This is a genomic window from Bradyrhizobium sp. CCBAU 51627, from assembly GCF_028128765.1.
Lineage (GTDB): Bacteria > Pseudomonadota > Alphaproteobacteria > Rhizobiales > Xanthobacteraceae > Bradyrhizobium.
The window spans coordinates 13,878-31,674 of the sequence record NZ_LBJG01000026.1 but is presented as its reverse complement, the minus strand read 5'-3'; the positions used below and the strand labels follow the sequence as shown (position 1 = coordinate 31,674).

Below are 17,797 nucleotides of genomic sequence, written 5' to 3'. Positions count from 1 at the left end.
GACAGCTGGTCTTGCGAGGACAGGACGGTGCCGCGAAGGGCAGTGGAGGTCAAGTGCAGCGCGGCAACACTTGGCCGGGAGTTGATCGCAACGTCGCCGCCAGCAGGCTTTCCGTTCTTTTCACCGCCCTGCTGGCGCCGTAAAGTGCCGGCGATCAATCGGAGTGACGGGAATGCGAATCATTGCGGCCGCGGGCCTTGTTGCCAGCCTGGTTGTCTCGGGGATGATGGCGAGCCAGCCGGCGCGTGCCGACATCCTCCCGGTGCCGCCCTTCAAGGGCAACGACACCGGCGGCATCATCGCCTATTCGATGGCGACGCAGGTCGATGCGCGGCAGGTCGCGGTCGATCACTGCGCACGCTACGGCAAGGTGGTGAAATTCCTCGCGGTGCAGGCCTATGAGGGCGGCTACATCTCGTTTGCCTGCCGGTGGGTGCCCTACGGCGCCGCCGATCGGCCGATCCGCACGCTGTACTGAGGCGTTTCGGAACGGCAGGACTTAAGGCCAGACATCTCCAGCCGGGAGTCTCTCCTATGACGCGCAAGCTTGCTTTGCTCGGATCAGTCGTTTGCCTCGTGTTGTCGACCGGGGGCGCCTTTGCCGACGATCTGCCGGTGCGCAAGGCTGGTCTGTGGGAAATGAAAATGGTCAGGTCCGGCTCGGCGATGCCGGAGATGACCATGCAGCATTGCACCGACGAGAGCGTCGACAAGGAGATGAGCAACAACATCTCGCCGATGGCCAAGCAGGTCTGCGCCAAGCAGGAGGTCAAGAAGACCGCAACCGGCTATGTCAGCGATTCCGAATGCAGCGTTGCCGGCATCAACACCACCTCGCACGCCGAGATCACGGGCGATTTCAACTCGGCCTATACGGTGAAGACCTCCTCGCATGCGCAAGGCGGCGCCGCAGGGGCCGCGGGGCGCGACACCACCATGACGCTGGAGGCGAAATGGCTCGGCGCCTGCAAGCCGGAGCAGAAGCCCGGCGACATCGTGATGCCCGGCGGCTTCAAGATGAACGTGCGGGACGTCGACAAGCTGAAGGCGCTGCTGCCGAAGTAGAGTGGTGAGATCGTAGCTCGGATGGTCTTTCCCTCTCCCCTTGTGGGAGAGGGTGGATCGCCGCGTAGCGGCGAGACGGGGTCTGCCCCTGCAGCGTTAGGCCTCCTAACCTCAGCTTCTCTTTCCGCGGATAGAAACCCCTCATCCGGCGCTTCGCGCCACCTTCTCCCGCAAGGGGAGAAGGGAAGGAGCAGCTACACCGGAATCCGCACGCTCGCCCTCAAGCCGCCCATCGGGCTGTCACTCAGCGTGATGTCGCCGCCATGGGAGCGGGCGATGTCGCGGGCGATGGCGAGGCCAAGGCCCGTGCCGCCTTCGTCCTGGTTGCGGGCGTTGTCGAGCCGCAGGAACGGCTTGAACACTTCCTCGCGCAGATGCGCGGGAATGCCGGGGCCGTCGTCGTCGACCGTCACGGTGAGATAGCGGTGATCGCGCTGGCCGGAGATGGCGATGGCCTTGCCGTAGCGCGCGGCATTGGTGACGAGGTTGGCGAGGCAGCGCTTGAATGAGGCCGGCTTCACCGTCACGACAGGCAGGCCGCTGAATGTCACGGTCGCGGTGTGGCCATGGCGCTCGGCGTCGCTGCGCAATTCCTCGAGCGCCTGCGCCATGTCGGTCGGCTGCGATTGCTCGCCGGAATCGCCGCGCGCGAAGGCGAGATAGTCTTCAAGCATCATCGACATCTCGTCGACGTCCTTGCGCATGCCCTCGAGTTCGGGGCTGTCGCCGATCAGCGCCAGCTCGAGCTTGAAGCGGGTGAGGATGGTGCGCAGATCGTGGCTGACGCCGGCGAGCATCGCGGTGCGCTGCTCCATGGTGCGCTCGATGCGCGACTTCATCTCGAGGAAGGCGACCGCGGCGCGGCGCACCTCGCGCGCGCCTCTGGGTCTGAAGTTCGGTGCCTCGCGGCCCTTGCCGAAGCTTTCGGCGGCGTCGGCAAGCCGCAGGATCGGCTTGATCTGGTTGCGCAGGAACAGCACCGCGACGATCAGAAGGATCGAGGACGTGCCGACCATCCAGAACAGGAAGATTTCCGAGTTGGAGGCATAGGCGGCGCTGCGCTGCGCGAACACGCGCATCACGGCATCGTCGAGCTGAATGCGGATCTCGACGAGGTTGGAGCGGCCGACCGTGTCGATCCAGAACGAGCGTCCGATCTGGCGGCCGAGCTGCACCGAGAGCGTCTGGTCGAGCAGCGAGAAGAACGGCTTTGGCCCTGGCGGCGGCATGTCGCCGGGAGGCAGGAAGTCGACGACGAGGCCGAGGCGCTGCTGGGCGATGCGGCGGATCTGGTCGCGGTCCTTGTCCTGCGGATAGCCTTTGTAGACGTCGATCAGCGCGGCGATGTCCTGCACGACAGCAGCCGACAGGCGTCGCGTCACCGTGTTCCAGTGCCGCTCCATGAACACGAAGGCGACGACTGATTGCAGGATCACCATGGGCACGATCATGATGAGCAGCGCGCGGGCATAAAGGCCGGTCGGCATCCAGCCCTTGAACGCATTGCCCATCCAGCCATTGGCGGCTGAAACGCGGCCGGCGGCGCTCTTGAGCATCGTGAGGCCAGTATCGATCGTGCTCATCGGTCGCGCTTCACTTGATCTATGGCGAGGCCACGAGCCGGTAGCCGATGCCGCGCACCGCCTGCAGGAACAGCGGATTGGCGGGATCGGTCTCGATCTTGCGCCTGAGGCGGTTGATCTGCACGTCGACGGCGCGCTCGTTGACGCTGCCATTACCGGTCAGCGCGCTGCGCGGCACGGTCTCGCCCGGCGTCTCCGAGAGAATCCGCAGCATCTCGCGTTCGCGGTCGGTGAGGTGAATGACCTCTTCGCCCTGGCGCAATTCGCCGCGATCGACATGATAGACGTAGGGACCGAATGCGATCTTCTCCACCGCTGCGGCCTGGACCGGCGGCGCGGCGCGCTTGAGGATGTTGTTGATGCGCAGCGCCAGCTCGCGCGGCTCGAACGGCTTGGCGACGTAGTCGTCGGCGCCGATCTGCAGGCCTTCGATGCGGGCCTCGGCTTCGTGGCGTGCGGTCAGCATCACGATCGGCACCGAGGAGGACGTGCGAATGAACCGGGCGAGATCGAAGCCGGTCTCGCCGGGCATCATGACGTCGAGGATGAGGAGGTCGAAATGCAGCCCGAGCAATTTCGCGCGGGCATCGCCGGCGCTGGCGGCGGTGGTGACGCGATAGCCTTCAGCCGCGAGGAAGCGCGACAGAAGATCGCGGATACGGCGATCGTCGTCGACCAGCAGCAGATGCGGGGCGTCGTCGGCGGGTTGCGCCGGCGCGCGGGCGAGCGTGGCAGCGAGCGGCACGGTCACTCCTTGTCTTGGTTGACGGAGGCGAAGATCGTCTCGAGCACCTTGTCGGGATCGTCGCGGTCGATCATCGCGCGCAGGAAGCGCTTGACCGTCTCGGCGTCCTGCGGCGCCATCTCGGCGAGCGCCTTGGTGATCCGCGTGGTCTGGAGCCCGGCGAGCTTCTGCACCAAGGCTTCACCCTTTGGGGTGGCATAGAGCAGCCGCTGGCGGCGGTCGTTGTCACCGGTCTTCTGCACGATGTAGCCCTCGTCCAGCAGCTGCTTGAGCACCCGGCCGAGCGACTGTTTGGTGATGCGCAAGACATCGAGCAGGTCGGCTACCTTCAGGCCCGGGTAGCGATAGACGAAGTGCATGACCCGGTGATGGGCCCGGCCGAAGCCGAAGGCCTCCAGCTCCTGGTCGGGATCGCCGACGAAATCGCGATAGGCGAAGAACAGCAGCTCGATGATATCCCAGCGCAAATTGCCTCCATCGCCAGTTGCTGGCCGTGACGCGGCAGCGTCCTGAGAGGAAGTTGCGAAATTTATGTCAGGCATATTGACGTATCTTGGGTTCAATGTTACAAAAGGATCGGCCCGCACGAAATTTTAGATCGTTTCATGGCGGGTGCATTTCCAAGAGCGGCCGGAAGGTGCCGGACAGGCGGTGACGACCGGATCAGATCTACCGTGCGATTGTCGAGCGGCATTTCGGCAAAACATACTGGACTTCCGCCTTCCGCAAAAGCATGTCCTCAGGCGACATGCTGGCCACGGAAACCGGCCGTAACAAGGCTGGCGGCAGTCCGGCCAGAAACCACATTAAGCCAGCCGGGCCCGAAAGCGGGCAGGCGGGCGCGAGAAACAGCGCCGCCACGGCAGCGGGAGGCAAGGACATGAGCATGAAATTCGACATCCAGCCCGCATCCAATCCGACACCCGAAAAGGACCGCGTCGCCAAGCTGGTGGACCCCGGCTTCGGACGGGTCTTCACCGATCACATGGCGATCGTTCGCTACAACCAGGCCAAGGGCGGCTGGTATGAAGCGAAGATCGAGGCGCGCGCCAACTTCCAGATGGATCCGGCCGGCGCGGTCCTGCACTACGCCCAGGAAATCTTCGAGGGCCTCAAGGCCTACAAGCGCGACGACGGCGGCGTGAACCTGTTCCGCCCCGACGCCAATGCGCGCCGCTTCAAGGACTCCGCCGACCGCATGGCGATGGCGCAACTGCCCGAAGACGTCTTCATCGAGGCGGTCGAGCAGGTCGTGCGCATCGATCGCGCCTGGATGCCGGGCGGCGAGGGCAGCCTGTACCTGCGGCCTTTCATGATCGCGAGCGAGACCTTCCTCGGCGTCAAGCCGTCGTCGGAATACATCTTTGCGGTGATCGCTTCGCCTGTCGGCTCCTACTTCAAGGGCGGTCCCGCCCCGGTCTCGATCTGGGTCTCCGAGAATTACACGCGCGCGGCCGTCGGCGGCACCGGCGCCGTCAAATGCGGCGGCAATTATGCTGCGAGCCTGCGCGCCCAGGCCGAAGCGATCCAGCACGCCTGCGATCAGGTCGTGTTCCTCGATGCGATCGAGCGCCGCTATATCGAGGAACTCGGCGGCATGAACATCTTCTTCGTGTTCGACGACGGCTCGCTCTCGACCCCGCCGCTCGGCACCATCCTCCCCGGCATCACCCGCGACTCCATCATCGCGCTCGCCCGCGATGCCGGAAAGACCGTGCGCGAGGAGCTGTATTCGCTCGACCAGTGGCGCAAGGACGCGGCCTCGGGCAGGCTCAAGGAAGCCTTCGCCTGCGGCACCGCGGCCGTGATCTCGCCGATCGGCAAGGTGCGCTCGGTCAGCGGCGATTTCGAGATTTCGGGTGGTGCCGCCGGTCCCGTCGCCATGGGCCTGCGCAAGCAGCTCGTCGACATCCAGTACGGCCGCACCAACGATCCGCACAACTGGATCCGCAAGGTGTTTTGAGGCTTTAGCAGTCATTCCGGGTTCGATGCTTCGCATCGCCCGGAATGACGGCCGCAACTGTTGCCGCATCGCGCGTCGGCTGGTAAACGCCCGCATGGCCGAAAAACCCAAAAAACCCCAGAAGCTGAAGGCGCGCCTGCCCCGCGGGCTCGAGGATCGCGATCCCCAGGCGATCCGGGCGACGCGCGAGATGGTCGAGAAGATCCGCGCCGTGTACGAGCTCTACGGGTTCGAGCCGGTGGAGACACCGGCGATGGAATACACCGATGCGCTCGGTAAGTTCCTGCCCGACCAGGACCGTCCGAACGAAGGCGTGTTCTCGTTCCAGGACGATGACGAGCAATGGATCAGCTTGCGCTACGACCTGACTGCGCCGCTGGCGCGCTATGTCGGCGAGCGCTACGGCACCGACGGTCTGGTCCTGCCTTATCGCAGCTACCGCGTCGGCTATGTCTTCCGCAACGAGAAGCCGGGCCCCGGCCGCTTCCGCCAATTCATGCAGTTCGATGCCGACACGGTCGGCTCGGCGACGCCGGCAGCGGATGCCGAGATCTGCATGATGGCTGCCGACACGATGGAAGCGCTCGGCGTTGCGCGCGGGCAATACGTCGTGAAGGTGAACAACCGCAAGGTGCTCGACGGTGTGCTCGAAGCCATCGGGCTTGCGGGTGAGGAGAACGCGGGCCGCCGGCTGACCGTGCTGCGCGCGATCGACAAGCTCGACAAGTTTTCCGCCGACGAAGTGCGCAAGCTTCTTGGCGCTGGACGCTGGGACGGCGGCGAAGAAGGCAAGGGCGACTTCACCAAGGGCGCCAATCTGAGCGCGGCAGAGGCCGACGTCGTTCTCGCCATCACCAAGCCGCGCGAGGATTGGAAAGAAGCCATCGCTGCGGCGGAGACTTACCTGGCCAAGAGCGAAGTCGGTCAAGCCGGCGTGAGCGAATTGGAAGATATTGCCAAACTGGTCGCAGCCTCCGGCTATGGTGCCGACCGCATCAAGATCGATCCCTCCGTGGTGCGCGGCCTCGAATATTACACCGGTCCCGTCTACGAGGTCGAACTTCTGCTCGACACCAAGGACGAGAAGGGTCGCCCGGTGCGGTTCGGCTCGGTCGGCGGCGGTGGCCGCTATGACGGTCTCGTCTCGCGCTTCCGCGGCGAGCCGGTGCCGGCGACCGGTTTCTCGATCGGTGTGTCGCGCTTGCAGGCTGCGCTGACGCTGCTCGGCAAGCTCGACACGCGGCCTGAAGTCGGCCCCGTCGTTGTCACGGTGTTCGATCGCGATCGCGTCGCCGACTATCAGAAGATGGTGGCGAGCTTGCGCACCGCCGGCATCCGCGCCGAGCTCTATCTCGGCAATCCCAAGAACATGGGCAACCAGCTCAAATATGCCGATCGCCGCAACTCGCCTTGCGTGATCATTCAGGGCTCGGACGAGAAGGCGCGCGGCGAGGTGCAGGTCAAGGACCTGATCGAGGGCGCCAAGGCTGCCGCAGCGATCGCGTCCAACCAGGAATGGCGCGAGACGAGGCCGGCGCAGTTCTCGTGCAGCGAGGCCGATCTCGTCACGAAGGTGCGCGAGGTGCTCGCGCGCCATGACGTGAGCTGGGGCTAGCCATTCGTCCTGTTCGTCATGCACGGGCTTGACCCGCGCATCCATCTTCAAAATGATGGATTGTCGGGTCAAGCCGGCAATGACGAAACGGCAATATTGAGGCAGCAGGGAGAGAAAAATGCCTGAGATCACCATCAGCATGGCCGAAGGCCGCACGGACGAGCAGAAGGCCGGCATGATGCGCGACATCACCCAGGCGCTGGTGAAGAATCTCGGCGTCGACGCCGATGCCGTTGTCATCCAGATCAACGAAGCCCCGCTGCGCCACAAGATGAAGGGCGGCAAGACGTTTGTGGAGCGCGCGGCAGCCGCGAAGAAGTGACGCATCCGCGTCATTCCGCGGCGGCCCGTCAGGTGCTGAACCCGGAATCTCGATCGACAATCTCTGGATTCCGGGCTCGCGCTTCGCGCGCCCCGGAATGACGAGCAAGCAGCATGGACGCACGCGACTTCATCACAACAGGCATGAGCGCCGAGCGCACGCTTGTCGTGCCGGCCGAGCGCACGGTCGGGCATTTCGTGCCCGGCATGCCGATGGTCTATGCGACCCCGATGATGATCCTGGAGATGGAGATGACGTCGGGCGATGCGATCCGCTCTGCGCTTCAGCCGGGCTGGGTCACCGTCGGCACCGAGGTCGACATCCGCCATCTCGCAGCCGCCCTCGTCGGTGCGACGGTGCGGACCACTGCGCAGGTGATTGCGGTCGAGCGCCGCGTCATCCGTTTCGAGGTCGAGGCCTTCGAGGGCACGCGCAAGCTCGGCGAGGGCCGCCATGCGCGCGGGCTCGTCAATGTCGAGATGTTCAACAAGCGACTGGGCGCGTAGCGACTGGCGCGGAGCCGTAGGGTGGGCAAAGCGAAGCGTGCCCACGATCTCCATCAATCAAAGAGGAACGGTGGGCACGGCGCTTCGCGCCTTGGCCCACCCTACGGCACTACTTTGCCAATTCCTTTGAACGCTGCGCCGCGGCCGCGATCGCGCGGATCATCAGGTCGCGCAAGCCGGGCTCGCCCATCAGCACGCCGAGCGCCGCAGCGGTGGTGCCGCCGGGCGAGGTGACGTTCTGGCGCAGGGTAGCCGAGGGAAGATCCGACTGGTGCAGCAGCTCGCCGGAGCCGGCGACCGTCTCGCGCGCGAGCTTGGTCGCCAGCGCTTCGGGCAATCCCGCTTCCACGCCGGCGCGCGCGAGCTCTTCGGCGAGGAGAAACACATACGCGGGCCCGGAGCCGGACACGGCGGTCACCGCATCCATCAGGCCCTCATCCTCGACCCATTCGATCGAGCCGGTGGCGCGCAGCAGCGCATCGGCCACGGCGCGCTGACCCGCGCTGACATTCTTCGCGGCGACCGCCACCGTGATGCCGCGGCCGATCGCGGCCGGCGTGTTCGGCATCGCCCGCACCACGGCGCCGCCGCAGACCTCCTCGAGCGCAGCGATCGTGGTTCCCGCCATGATCGAAACCACGGACGTTTTTTCCGAGACGAACGACTTCAGCCTGGCACCGGCCTCGCGGAACATTTGCGGCTTCACCGCGACGACCATCGTCTCGACCGTGCCCGCCGCCTTGACGTTTGGATTGAGCGCAACGCCCTTGGCGGCCAGCGCGGTGATCTCGGGCGAGAGGTGCGGATCGACCACCGCAACGCGGCGCGGATCGAGCCCGCCCGCCAGCCATCCGGTCAGCATCGCGCCGCCCATCTTGCCGGCGCCGGCGAGCAGGATGGTGCCGGTGATGTTCTGGAGAACGCTGTTTGCCATTGCTGTTGCCACAAAATCCGCCGTCGTCCTGGCGAAAGCCAGGGCCTATTACCCCGGCTGGTTCTAGTGGATGGATGGCAGAGCAACAAGCGCCGTGCCGCACATGGGCACCTCGCGCTATGGATTCCGGATCAGCGCTCGCTTGCCCAGGACGACGACGAGTGGAGAGCTTGGGCTCCCCCTACGCCTAAAAGCTAGGCCTCGCCCACCGTATCGAACATCGCCGCGTCCATGGCCTGCGCGGTGGTCTTGCCGGCCCACACCACGAACTGGAACGCCGGGAAGTAACGCTCGCAGGCGTGGATGGCGCCGGCGAGCATGGCTTCGCATTGCGCGGTCGAGGCGGTGAGGCCGCCCGGCAGCACCAGTGCCTGACGATGCATGATCATGCCGGTGTTGGTCCACAGGTCGAAATGGCCGATCCACAACTGCTCGTTGACCGCGGCGACGAGGCGCTGCACCTCGCCCCGCCGCGAAGGCGGAATCTTCATGTCGAAGGCGCAGGCGAGATGCAGCGCCTCGATCTCGCCCATCCAGGTGAAGGAGATCTGGTAGTCGGTCCATTGTCCCTTCGAGACAATGGTCAGCTCGTCCTCGCCGGAACGTTCGAACGGCCAGTTGTTGCTGGCAGCGATATCCTCGACCACCGCGAGCGGGTGATTTCGGGAATCGATATTGCCTTCGAGCAGGGACATGCCGTCTCGACCTCTTGCCTTCTTGTTGTCTTTGATACGCACGCGGTTGGGTCCGGCGCGCGCTCCCTAACGTCGTCGATCTCGGGAGTCGCTTTCGCGATCTCCCTCCGATCGGCGCGGCCTGTCGCGGATCAAGTGATGTGATTTGCGGAATCTGCGCAACTGGGTCGCGAGTCCGTCCACAAGCCAGGACTCGTTCGTCCACAGCTCATCTCGGCCACAATTGTTAACGAATGAGAACAAACCGGAATCGGATTCCCGAAAACCGCCACTCGTTACTTCCGCTGCGCGAGGGGCGGCACCGCCCCAGCGGCATGGGACCATGCGGTTTTTGGCTGCGGAACAGGCTTGCCTGCGGCCCCGGACCGGCGGCATATTTCCGTCAGGTCGCTCAATCCCGAGCGGTCGATGTTCTCAGGGCGGGGTGAAAGTCCCCACCGGCGGTAAGGGCCGAAAGGCCCAAGCCCGCGAGCGCCTTCCCCGGGGGTGTTCCCGAAGGGAAGGGTCAGCAGATTCGGTGCAACTCCGAAGCCGACGGTTAAAGTCCGGATGAAAGAGAACGGTCGGTGGCAGACGCATCGCAAGATGCGGCTGTTTGTCGTTCCGTGTGCCCTGATTCTGGTCCTGAAGAGGAAAGCCATGAATCAGATGTTGCAAGATCCCCGAAGTGAAGCGTCCCAGACACCGCCGCCGGTTCCACAGGATCCGGTGAAGGGATACCCCCGTTTCGCCAAGCCGCAGCGCGTGGCCTTCGTGCAGGCCTGCTGGCATCGCGACGTGGTCGAGGAGGCCCGCATCGCCTTCCTGAAGGAGGCGGAGGCGCGCCATCTCAATCATGTCGACGTGTTCGAGGTGCCGGGCTCGTTCGAGATCCCGCTGCACGCGCAGGTGCTCGCCAAGACGCGGCGCTACACCGCCATCGTTGCGGCCGGCCTCGTCGTCGACGGCGGCATCTATCGCCACGAGTTCGTCGCCGACACCGTGATCAAGGCGCTGATGGACGTGCAGCTGCGCACCGAGGTGCCGGTGTTCTCGGCGGTGCTGACGCCGCAGCAATTCCATGAGACCGAGGTGCACTACGATTTCTTCCGCCGGCACTTTGCCATCAAGGGCGTCGAGGTCGCGGCCGCCTGCGCCGAGACATTGCTCGGCCTCGAGCGCCTGCGGGGCCAGGTCGCGGCGGGCATTGTGGGGTAGGCAACGGTCATTCCGGGGCGCGCCACCCGAACTCGGGTTTACCGGAGTTCGGCAGATTTGAAGATCCGAGTCGGCAGCAGCCGACCTGGATGGCGCGAGCCCGGACTCCATTGATCGACACGGATTGCTGCAAGACGGATTCCGGGCTCGGCGCTGACGCGCCGTCCCGGAATGACAGTGTCAGTCGAACAGGCTCGAGACCGACTCTTCTGCCGCGGTACGCGCGATCGCGTCGGAGATCAGGCTGGCAATCGGCAGCGTGCGGATGTTCGGCGCCTTGGTCACCGCCTCGGTCGGGAGGATCGAGTCGGTGATGACGAGCTCTTTCAGCTTCGAGCCGCCGATGCGGGCGGCCGCGCCGCCGGAGAGCACGCCGTGGGTGATATAGGCGTAGACGTCCTTGGCGCCCTTTGCGATCAGCGCGTCGGCTGCGTTCACCAGCGTGCCGCCGGAATCGACGATGTCGTCGACCAGGATGCAGCTATAGCCGGAGACGTCGCCGATCACGTTCATGACTTCGGATTCGCCCGGACGCTCGCGGCGCTTGTCGACGATTGCGAGCGGAGTGTTGATGCGTTTGGCGAGGCCGCGGGCGCGGGCGACGCCGCCGACGTCGGGCGAGACCACCATCACCTTGCCGAGGTCGAAACGCTCGCGGATGTCGCGTACCATCAGGGGGGCCGCGAACAGATTGTCGGTCGGGATATCGAAGAAGCCCTGGATCTGGCCGGCATGCAGGTCGAGCGTCATGACGCGATCGACGCCGGCATGGGTGATCAGATTGGCGACGAGCTTGGCCGAGATCGGCGTGCGCGAGCCGGAGCGGCGATCCTGCCTGGCATAGCCGAAATAGGGGATCACGGCGGTGATGCGGCGCGCCGAGGAGCGGCGCAGCGCGTCGGTGATGATCAACAACTCCATCAGATTGTCGTTCGCCGGAAACGAGGTCGACTGGATGATGAAGGCGTCCGAGCCGCGGATGTTCTCCTGGACCTCGACGAAGATCTCCATGTCGGCGAAGCGCCGGACCACCGCTTTGGTCAGCGGCATGTTGAGGCCCTGCGCGATGGCCTGGGCAAGAGCCGGATTGGAGTTGCCGGCGACAAGCTTGATGGAGCCGTTCTTGGCCGACATGGACGCTTCCTCCCGCGCTTTGCTGGATACGACGTGCAACATCTGAAAATACCCACTGGCAGCACGGTTACGACGGGCGAGGAAATATCAGGCCGGGGGCCGCGCTGGCAACCCGGGATGCTACGTTTTCCCTCTGAAAATCCTGAGTCGCGCCAACGGCTTGGCCGCAAACTGGGCCCGTGGTTTAGCGGTGGTTATTGCTGGGCGTAGCCGAGCGCCGTGGCCGGCATCTCGGCCACTGGAGCTTCCGGCGTCACGCTTGCCACGGCCGGTCCGCGCAGGCCGGGAACAGCGTTCGGCGTGTCCGGCGTGCCGTTGATCATATTGGAAAGTCCGCTGAATCCGGCCTGGGCGATCTTCCGCAGCACCAAATCGTCGGCGGCAGCCCAAGCATCACGCGTCGCGTCGCGGCCGCCCTTGGCCGCGGTCGGTTCCTCGCCGGAGAGGCGCAGCGCCCGCTGCTGGTTGGCGTCGTAGACGTCCCAGACCCAGGCGATCACGGTCTTGCCGCGCACCATCTGGGCGGAGAGATAGCTGCGCACGCGGTAGGCTGCGGTCGCTTCGCGCGAGACGATCGAAAGGCTGCGCAGCTTGGATTCGCTGTCGAGCACCCCGACCATGCGGTCGAACACCTGCGGCGGCGGCCCGTCGATGGATTCGAATGCGACCGTCGCGCCGGAGCCGCCACTCGGTGTCGCCATCGCGTAGGAATTGGCGGGCGCGTTGCCGCCGGCGCAGCCGGCCAGCACGGTCGCTGCAACCAGCAGCACGACCGCCAGCACGTGCGAGCCCGCACGGCGCAAAAATGATGACGCTTCCCTCATTGAGGGCAGCGATATCGTTAAAATCGATTAAGGTCTAGGGCAGAGGCGACACAGACCACCGTCATTCCGGGGGCAGGGGCATCGTCATTCCGGGGCGATGCGAAGCATCGAGCCCGGAATCTCGAGATTCCGGGTTCGGCTCTTCGAGCCGCCCCGGAATGTCGATCGTTAACGTTGCTGTGTGTTCACGCTTCCAGCGCGATGGCGTGGACGTGACGGCCGTAATCCGGCTCCTTGCGATGCACCGAGCGGCGATAGCTGAAGAAGCGTTCGTCCGCATAAGTGTCCAGACCGAGATCGTCGATCATCAAAATGCCGGCAGCTTCCAGCCGCTTGCGGATGAAGCCGGCGAGGTCGAACATCGCGTGGCCCTCGCGCACCGACGGGATGAAGAACACGGCGTTGTCGGCATCCGACTCGATGAACCGCGCCACGAACTCGTTGCCGACCTCGTAACTGTCCTGCCGGATCAACGGGCCGATCGCGGCGATGATGCCGCTGCGGGTGGCGCCAAGCTCCTCCATCGCCGCAATGGTGGATTCCAGCACGCCCGTGAGCGCGCCCTTCCAGCCGGCATGCGCGCCGCCGATCACGCGCGCGTTGGGGTCGACGAACAGCACCGGGCCACAATCGGCGGTGGAAACACCGAGCGCGATGCCGGGTGCCTTCGTCACCAGTGCATCGCCTTTCGGCCGCGGTCCGCTCGGCCACGGCGCTTCGGCCACGAGGACGTGGGGCGAGTGGATCTGGTGCAGGCTGAGGAAGCGGTCGGCTGCGACGCCGACGTGCTCGGCCATGCGGCGGCGGTTCTCCGCGACAAGCGCCTGATCGTCGTTGGAGCCGAGGCCGCCGTTCAGCGCGGCATAGATGCCGCCAGAGACGCCGCCCTCACGGGTGAAGAAGGCATGGCGCAGGCCCGGCACAGCAGACAGCAGCGACGAGGTGAGAGTCATCAATGACCTCCGGCCTGTTCGAGATCGCTGAGGCCCGCAATGCCTGTCAGCCGCGGCTCGGAGATGCCGAGCACCTTGAACATCGAGCCCATGCCGCTGCGTCCCGTATCGGTCAATCGCTTCAGCGCCACGGAAATGTCAGTGGCTACTTCCGGCGTCGCCTTCTGCATCAGTGCGGCTGCCCGGGTGTCGATGCCGATGCGCTTGAGGAAATCGCCTTGCGTCACCGGCCCGTGCACGCGGGCGCCGACGTCTTCCGCTGCACGTGCGAGCGCCTGGAAGTCGACATGGGCGGTGACGTCGGCCTGGCCCGGCGCCTTCAGGGGATCGGTGAAGCTGTGACGTGCGATGGCCTGAAAGGTGTCGCCGGCATCGCTGCGCAAATGGCCGTAATCGATGATCAGCGCGGCGCCGTCCTGGTCGCGCACGCGCTTGGCGAGCTTCATGATCTCCGTGTCGGGCCGCCACTCGAACACCGCGCCGACCGGCGCCGCGCGCACCAAGGGCGGCAGCAGCACGTCGAAGCGCGGCGTCGGCTCGGATGCCGCGCCGAACTGGAGCTTGCCGTTGGGATCGATCTCGATCACGCGCTCATGCCAGCCGTCCTCGCGCTTCACCATCTGGTGGATCGGCAGCACGTCGAAATATTCGTTGGCGAGGATGACGCTGGGTCCCTCGGGTACGTCGTCGATGCTGTCGTGCCAGGCGATATTGTTGCGCACGCCCGACAATGTCGCATCCTGCCGTTCGCGCAGGACGGGATTGACCTCGACCATGTGGATGTGAAGCGCCTGATAGAGCGGCGGCAACACGCGAAGCGCGCGCAACGCATCCGCCATCATGGTGCCGCGGCCGGGGCCGAGCTCGATCAGCCGCAAAAATTGCGGCGAGCCCATCTGCTTCCACACCGAGGCGGTCCACAATCCCAGCAGCTCGCCGAACATCTGGCTGACTTCGGGGGATGTGGTGAAGTCGCCTTCACGCCCGAGCGGATCGCGCGAGACGTAATAACCATAGTGCGGATGCATCAGGCACAATTCCATGTACCGCCAGACCGGCATGGGGCCTGAGGATTTGATCAGCGCCTTGATCTCGTTGAGCAGTGGCTGTTCGGTCACGACCTGTCTTCTCGAGATGAATTAACGAATGGTCTTGGCGGACTTCGGCGCACCGCGCTTGACAGCCCATACAATAAGTACGCCGCCGACAATAAGCATCGGGATCGACAGCAGCATGCCCATGGTTAATCCACCCCAGAGAAAGCCGAGCTGCTCGTCCGGTTCGCGGAAATGCTCGCCGGCGATGCGCGTCAGCCCATAGATCAGGATGAAGGCACCGAGGATCATGCCCGGCCGTTTCAGGGCGCCAAAGCGGACCATCACCGCGAGCACCGTGAACAGCAGGATGCCCTCCATCCCGGCCTCATAGAGCTGGCTCGGATGGCGCGGCAATTGCGAGGGATCGTGGGGGAAGATCATGGCCCAGGGCAGGCTCGCATCGGTGGCGCGGCCCCACAATTCGCCGTTGATGAAATTGGCGATGCGCCCGAGCAGCAGCCCGATCGGAGCGACCGCGGTGGTGATGTCGCCCAGCGACAGGATCGAGATGCCGTTGCGATAGGCAAACCACATCACCGCGACGACGCAGCCGAGAAAGCCGCCGTGGAAGGACATGCCGCCCTCCCACAATTTGAAGATCGCGGCGGGATTGCTGATGAAGAAGGGCAGATTGTAGAACAGCACGTAGCCGGTGCGGCCGCCGAGGATGATGCCAAGCGTCACCCAGAGGATGAAGTCATCGATCTGCACCAGCGACATCGGCGCGGGGCCGCCCCACAGGCGCTCGTTCTTCAGCAGCGAGCGCGCATAGAGCCAGCCGATGACGATGCCGCCGATATAGGCCAGCGCGTACCAGCGGATCGCGAACGGCCCGATCGCGACCGCGATCGGGTTGAAGGATGGGAAGTCGATGAGCAGAAGGGGCATTGCGCCTGCTATTGCTGGACGAGATTGCGGCGATAGAGCGCCAGCAGACGCTCCCAATGCCGCTCGGCGGCGTCACGGTCATAGACCGGGCGCTTGGGGAATGCGAAGCCGTGATGGGTACCGGGATAGATCTCGACCTCGGCCTTCGCGCCTTTCATGCCTTCTTTGACCTTCTCGATAATCTCCGGCGGCGCGTAGATATCGGTCTCGGCGCAGGCGAAATAGAGTTCGGCGCTGGTCTTGCCTGCCGCAAGATGCGGACTGTCATCCTGGTCGGTCGCGAGCTGCACACCGTAGATCGAGGCGGCAGCCTTGACCCTTTCAGGGAAATGCGTGGCGGCGTTGACGGCGTACCGGCCGCTCATGCAATAGCCGACGGCGCCGACGATTTTTGTGTCAGCGGCAGCCTGGCCCTCGGCATAGGTGAGCAGCGCGCGCGTGTCGTCCATGATCATGGGAATCGTGAGCGAGCCCATCAGCGCGAACATGCGCTTGCGCTCCGGCGCGTTCGGGTCAGCCGGCAGCGCGCCGAGCTCCATCACGCCGGAGCGGTAATAGAGGTTCGGCAGCATCACATAATAGCCTGAGGTCGCGAGCCGGCGCGCCATGTCGCGCAACTCCTCGCGGATCGCCGGCGCGTCCATGTAGAACAGGATGACCGGAAACGGTCCGCCGCGCTCGGGATGGACGATGAAGGTCGCGGTATGGCCGTTCTTGGTGGGAATTGCGATCTGCTGCTCGATCATGTCGTGCGTTCCGCCTTGTGATTCTTGTTATGCAGGGACGTTGAATACGATTGCAAGGAAACCGGGGCATGACAAGGATACCGCCGCGCGGCCCTTGAACCTGTCACCGCGGATTGCCATTGTCTTCCCGCGCGTTCGCGCAAAGTTTATCGGGGCCGCCAAGAAACCGATCAAGAAACCGATCAGGAGACCGACATGACCCAGACCACCAACCGGTTTTTCGACGAGATCGGCCGCATGATGAACGATGCCGCGGGTGCGGCCCAGGGCGTCAAGCGCGAGTTCGACACGGTGATGCGCAACCAGGCGGAGAAATTCCTGCGCGACATGGATTTGGTCAAGCGCGAGGAGTTCGAGGCGGTCAAGGACATGGCCCGTCTGGCACGCGAGGAGAACGAGGCCCTCAAGGCGCGCATTGCCGCGCTCGAGGCCAAGCTCGGCGGGTCGGCCAGCTGAGGTCGTCATGCCCGGGCTTGTCCCGGGCATCCACGTCTATCCTCCTGACTGGCAATGCGTGGATGCCGGGACATCGGCGAGCGGAAGCGACGCCGTCCTTCGGACGGCTACGCCCGGCCATGACGTGTTCCGGGCCACACCGGTCCCTGCAAAAAATCCCCGCATTTCCTTGTCATTTCCGCATCTTCCGGGTAAAAGCCCGCCACGTCCGCGGCCCCCGCACCCCTGGAGGCTTGCTGCGGCGTGCGCCATGGGCCGCCTTGCGGCCCATTAACTTTTGCAAAAACAAGGACTTAGACTATGGCGACGACCGTCAAGGAATTGAAGGCGACCGCACGTCCGAAGAGCGGCAAGGGGGCCGCCCGGGCTGAGCGTCGCGCCGGCAGAGTGCCCGGAGTGATCTATGGTAACAACCAGCCCCCGCTCACGATCTCGATCGAAGATCGCGAACTGCGCCAGCGCATCCTTGCCGGCCGGTTCCTGACCACGCTGGTGGACATCGACCTCGAGGGCAAGAAGCACCGCGTGATTCCGCGCGACTATCATCTCGATCCGGTCAAGGACTTTCCGGTCCACGTCGACTTCATGCGTCTCGGCGAAGGCGCCACCATTCGCATCAGCGTTCCCCTGCATGTCGTGAAGGCGGAAACGTCTCCGGGCGTGAAGCGCGGCGGCACGGTCAACATCGTCGCCCACGCGATCGAACTCGAATGCGGCGTCGAGAGCATTCCGCAATACATCGAGGCCGACGTCGGCTCGCTCGAAATCGGTCACTCGCTGCATCTGTCGGACGTCAAGCTTCCGGCCGGCGTCAAGGCGCTGACCCGCGAGGACGCGACCCTCGTCACCATCGTGCCGCCGTCCGGCTACGCCGAAGAGCAGAAGGCCGCGGCTGCGGCTGCTGCTGGTGGCGCGGCTCCGGCGGCTGGCGCGGCTGCTCCGGCAGGTGCTGCGGCTCCGGCTGCGGGTGCTGCGGCTCCGGCCGCGGCGGCCAAGGCTCCGGCCGGCGGCGACAAGAAGAAGTAATCCTTCAGAAGAGCCGGCGCGTGATCCCTGATCGCGCGCTGGCTGAGG

Annotated in this window: 20 protein-coding genes and 1 riboswitch; of the genes, 9 read left to right on the top strand and 11 right to left on the bottom strand. The window is 64.9% G+C overall.

All coding sequences use genetic code 11. The annotated features are described in order from the left end of the window. Positions 1 to 172 precede the first annotated feature (172 nt). On the top strand, positions 173 to 478 hold the full coding sequence (locus XH88_RS22645) for a hypothetical protein (RefSeq protein WP_271670510.1): 306 nt from the start codon (positions 173 to 175) through the stop codon (positions 476 to 478). A gap of 56 nt (positions 479 to 534) precedes the next feature. Beyond that, positions 535 to 1,065 (top strand): DUF3617 domain-containing protein, encoded by a 531-nt coding sequence (locus tag XH88_RS22640; protein ID WP_271670509.1) that lies wholly within the window; start codon positions 535 to 537, stop codon positions 1,063 to 1,065. 194 nt (positions 1,066 to 1,259) lie between these two features. Here the strand turns inward: XH88_RS22640 and XH88_RS22635 are convergent, their stop codons facing one another. From XH88_RS22635 to XH88_RS22625, 3 genes are read right to left on the bottom strand one after another with little or no spacing between them, the layout of a single operon-like run. Further along, positions 1,260 to 2,648, bottom strand: a complete 1,389-nt coding sequence (locus XH88_RS22635; RefSeq protein ID WP_271670508.1) for an ATP-binding protein — start codon at positions 2,646 to 2,648, stop codon at positions 1,260 to 1,262. A gap of 19 nt (positions 2,649 to 2,667) precedes the next feature. Further along, positions 2,668 to 3,399: a response regulator gene (locus XH88_RS22630; RefSeq protein ID WP_271670507.1), complete on the bottom strand. Its 732-nt coding sequence runs from the start codon at positions 3,397 to 3,399 to the stop codon at positions 2,668 to 2,670. Continuing rightward, a complete protein-coding gene (locus XH88_RS22625) occupies positions 3,396 to 3,935 on the bottom strand; it encodes a MarR family transcriptional regulator (RefSeq protein ID WP_271670506.1) in 540 nt (179 codons plus the stop codon). The genes XH88_RS22630 and XH88_RS22625 overlap by 4 nt, the downstream gene beginning before the upstream one ends. 338 nt (positions 3,936 to 4,273) lie before the next feature. Between XH88_RS22625 and XH88_RS22620 the strand changes: the two genes are divergently transcribed. The 4 genes from XH88_RS22620 (at position 4,274) to XH88_RS22605 (ending at position 7,799) form a co-directional block, all read left to right on the top strand. Continuing rightward, complete coding sequence (locus tag XH88_RS22620; RefSeq protein WP_271670505.1) at positions 4,274 to 5,356, top strand: branched-chain amino acid aminotransferase; 1,083 nt, start codon at positions 4,274 to 4,276, stop codon at positions 5,354 to 5,356. A 94-nt stretch (positions 5,357 to 5,450) separates the two neighbouring features. Then, positions 5,451 to 6,971: a histidine--tRNA ligase gene (gene hisS, locus XH88_RS22615; protein ID WP_271670504.1), complete on the top strand. Its 1,521-nt coding sequence runs from the start codon at positions 5,451 to 5,453 to the stop codon at positions 6,969 to 6,971. A 118-nt stretch (positions 6,972 to 7,089) separates the two neighbouring features. Next, a complete protein-coding gene (locus XH88_RS22610) occupies positions 7,090 to 7,293 on the top strand; it encodes a tautomerase family protein (RefSeq protein WP_025033847.1) in 204 nt (67 codons plus the stop codon). Positions 7,294 to 7,406: 113 nt separating this feature from the next. Further along, the gene (locus XH88_RS22605) at positions 7,407 to 7,799 is read left to right on the top strand and encodes a thioesterase family protein (RefSeq protein WP_271670503.1); all 393 of its coding nucleotides are present in this window, start codon (positions 7,407 to 7,409) and stop codon (positions 7,797 to 7,799) included. Positions 7,800 to 7,908: 109 nt separating this feature from the next. On the opposite strand, the gene proC is transcribed toward XH88_RS22605, so the two are convergent. Both proC and XH88_RS22595 read right to left on the bottom strand, forming a co-directional pair. Beyond that, positions 7,909 to 8,733: a pyrroline-5-carboxylate reductase gene (gene proC, locus XH88_RS22600; protein WP_271670502.1), complete on the bottom strand. Its 825-nt coding sequence runs from the start codon at positions 8,731 to 8,733 to the stop codon at positions 7,909 to 7,911. Between the two features lie 194 nt (positions 8,734 to 8,927). Then, positions 8,928 to 9,428 (bottom strand): YbjN domain-containing protein, encoded by a 501-nt coding sequence (locus tag XH88_RS22595; protein ID WP_271670501.1) that lies wholly within the window; start codon positions 9,426 to 9,428, stop codon positions 8,928 to 8,930. A gap of 406 nt (positions 9,429 to 9,834) precedes the next feature. Continuing rightward, a riboswitch (FMN riboswitch) is annotated at positions 9,835 to 9,993 on the top strand. Positions 9,994 to 10,067: 74 nt separating this feature from the next. On the opposite strand from XH88_RS22595, the gene XH88_RS22590 reads away from it, so the two are divergent. Then, positions 10,068 to 10,625, top strand: coding sequence for a 6,7-dimethyl-8-ribityllumazine synthase (locus tag XH88_RS22590; RefSeq protein WP_271670500.1), 558 nt, complete (start codon positions 10,068 to 10,070; stop codon positions 10,623 to 10,625). A gap of 180 nt (positions 10,626 to 10,805) precedes the next feature. Here XH88_RS22590 and XH88_RS22585 read toward each other — a convergent pair whose 3' ends face one another. From XH88_RS22585 to XH88_RS22560, 6 genes are all read right to left on the bottom strand, one after another. Then, positions 10,806 to 11,759: a ribose-phosphate pyrophosphokinase gene (locus XH88_RS22585; protein ID WP_271670499.1), complete on the bottom strand. Its 954-nt coding sequence runs from the start codon at positions 11,757 to 11,759 to the stop codon at positions 10,806 to 10,808. Positions 11,760 to 11,953: 194 nt separating this feature from the next. Next, positions 11,954 to 12,583: a hypothetical protein gene (locus XH88_RS22580; protein WP_271670498.1), complete on the bottom strand. Its 630-nt coding sequence runs from the start codon at positions 12,581 to 12,583 to the stop codon at positions 11,954 to 11,956. Between the two features lie 185 nt (positions 12,584 to 12,768). Continuing rightward, entirely contained in the window at positions 12,769 to 13,536 is a 768-nt protein-coding gene (gene pgeF / locus XH88_RS22575; RefSeq protein ID WP_271670497.1) for a peptidoglycan editing factor PgeF, read from the bottom strand. Further along, entirely contained in the window at positions 13,536 to 14,654 is a 1,119-nt protein-coding gene (locus tag XH88_RS22570; RefSeq protein ID WP_271670496.1) for a class I SAM-dependent methyltransferase, read from the bottom strand. The genes pgeF and XH88_RS22570 overlap by 1 nt, the downstream gene beginning before the upstream one ends. Before the next feature lie 21 nt (positions 14,655 to 14,675). Continuing rightward, positions 14,676 to 15,521, bottom strand: coding sequence for a prolipoprotein diacylglyceryl transferase (gene lgt / locus XH88_RS22565; RefSeq protein WP_271670495.1), 846 nt, complete (start codon positions 15,519 to 15,521; stop codon positions 14,676 to 14,678). Positions 15,522 to 15,529: 8 nt separating this feature from the next. Next, positions 15,530 to 16,267, bottom strand: a complete 738-nt coding sequence (locus XH88_RS22560) for a dienelactone hydrolase family protein (RefSeq protein ID WP_271670494.1) — start codon at positions 16,265 to 16,267, stop codon at positions 15,530 to 15,532. A gap of 195 nt (positions 16,268 to 16,462) precedes the next feature. On the opposite strand from XH88_RS22560, the gene XH88_RS22555 reads away from it, so the two are divergent. Then, the gene (locus XH88_RS22555) at positions 16,463 to 16,723 is read left to right on the top strand and encodes an accessory factor UbiK family protein (protein ID WP_271670493.1); all 261 of its coding nucleotides are present in this window, start codon (positions 16,463 to 16,465) and stop codon (positions 16,721 to 16,723) included. Between the two features lie 300 nt (positions 16,724 to 17,023). Beyond that, positions 17,024 to 17,749: a 50S ribosomal protein L25/general stress protein Ctc gene (locus tag XH88_RS22550; protein WP_271670492.1), complete on the top strand. Its 726-nt coding sequence runs from the start codon at positions 17,024 to 17,026 to the stop codon at positions 17,747 to 17,749. The last annotated feature ends 48 nt before the right edge of the window (positions 17,750 to 17,797 follow it).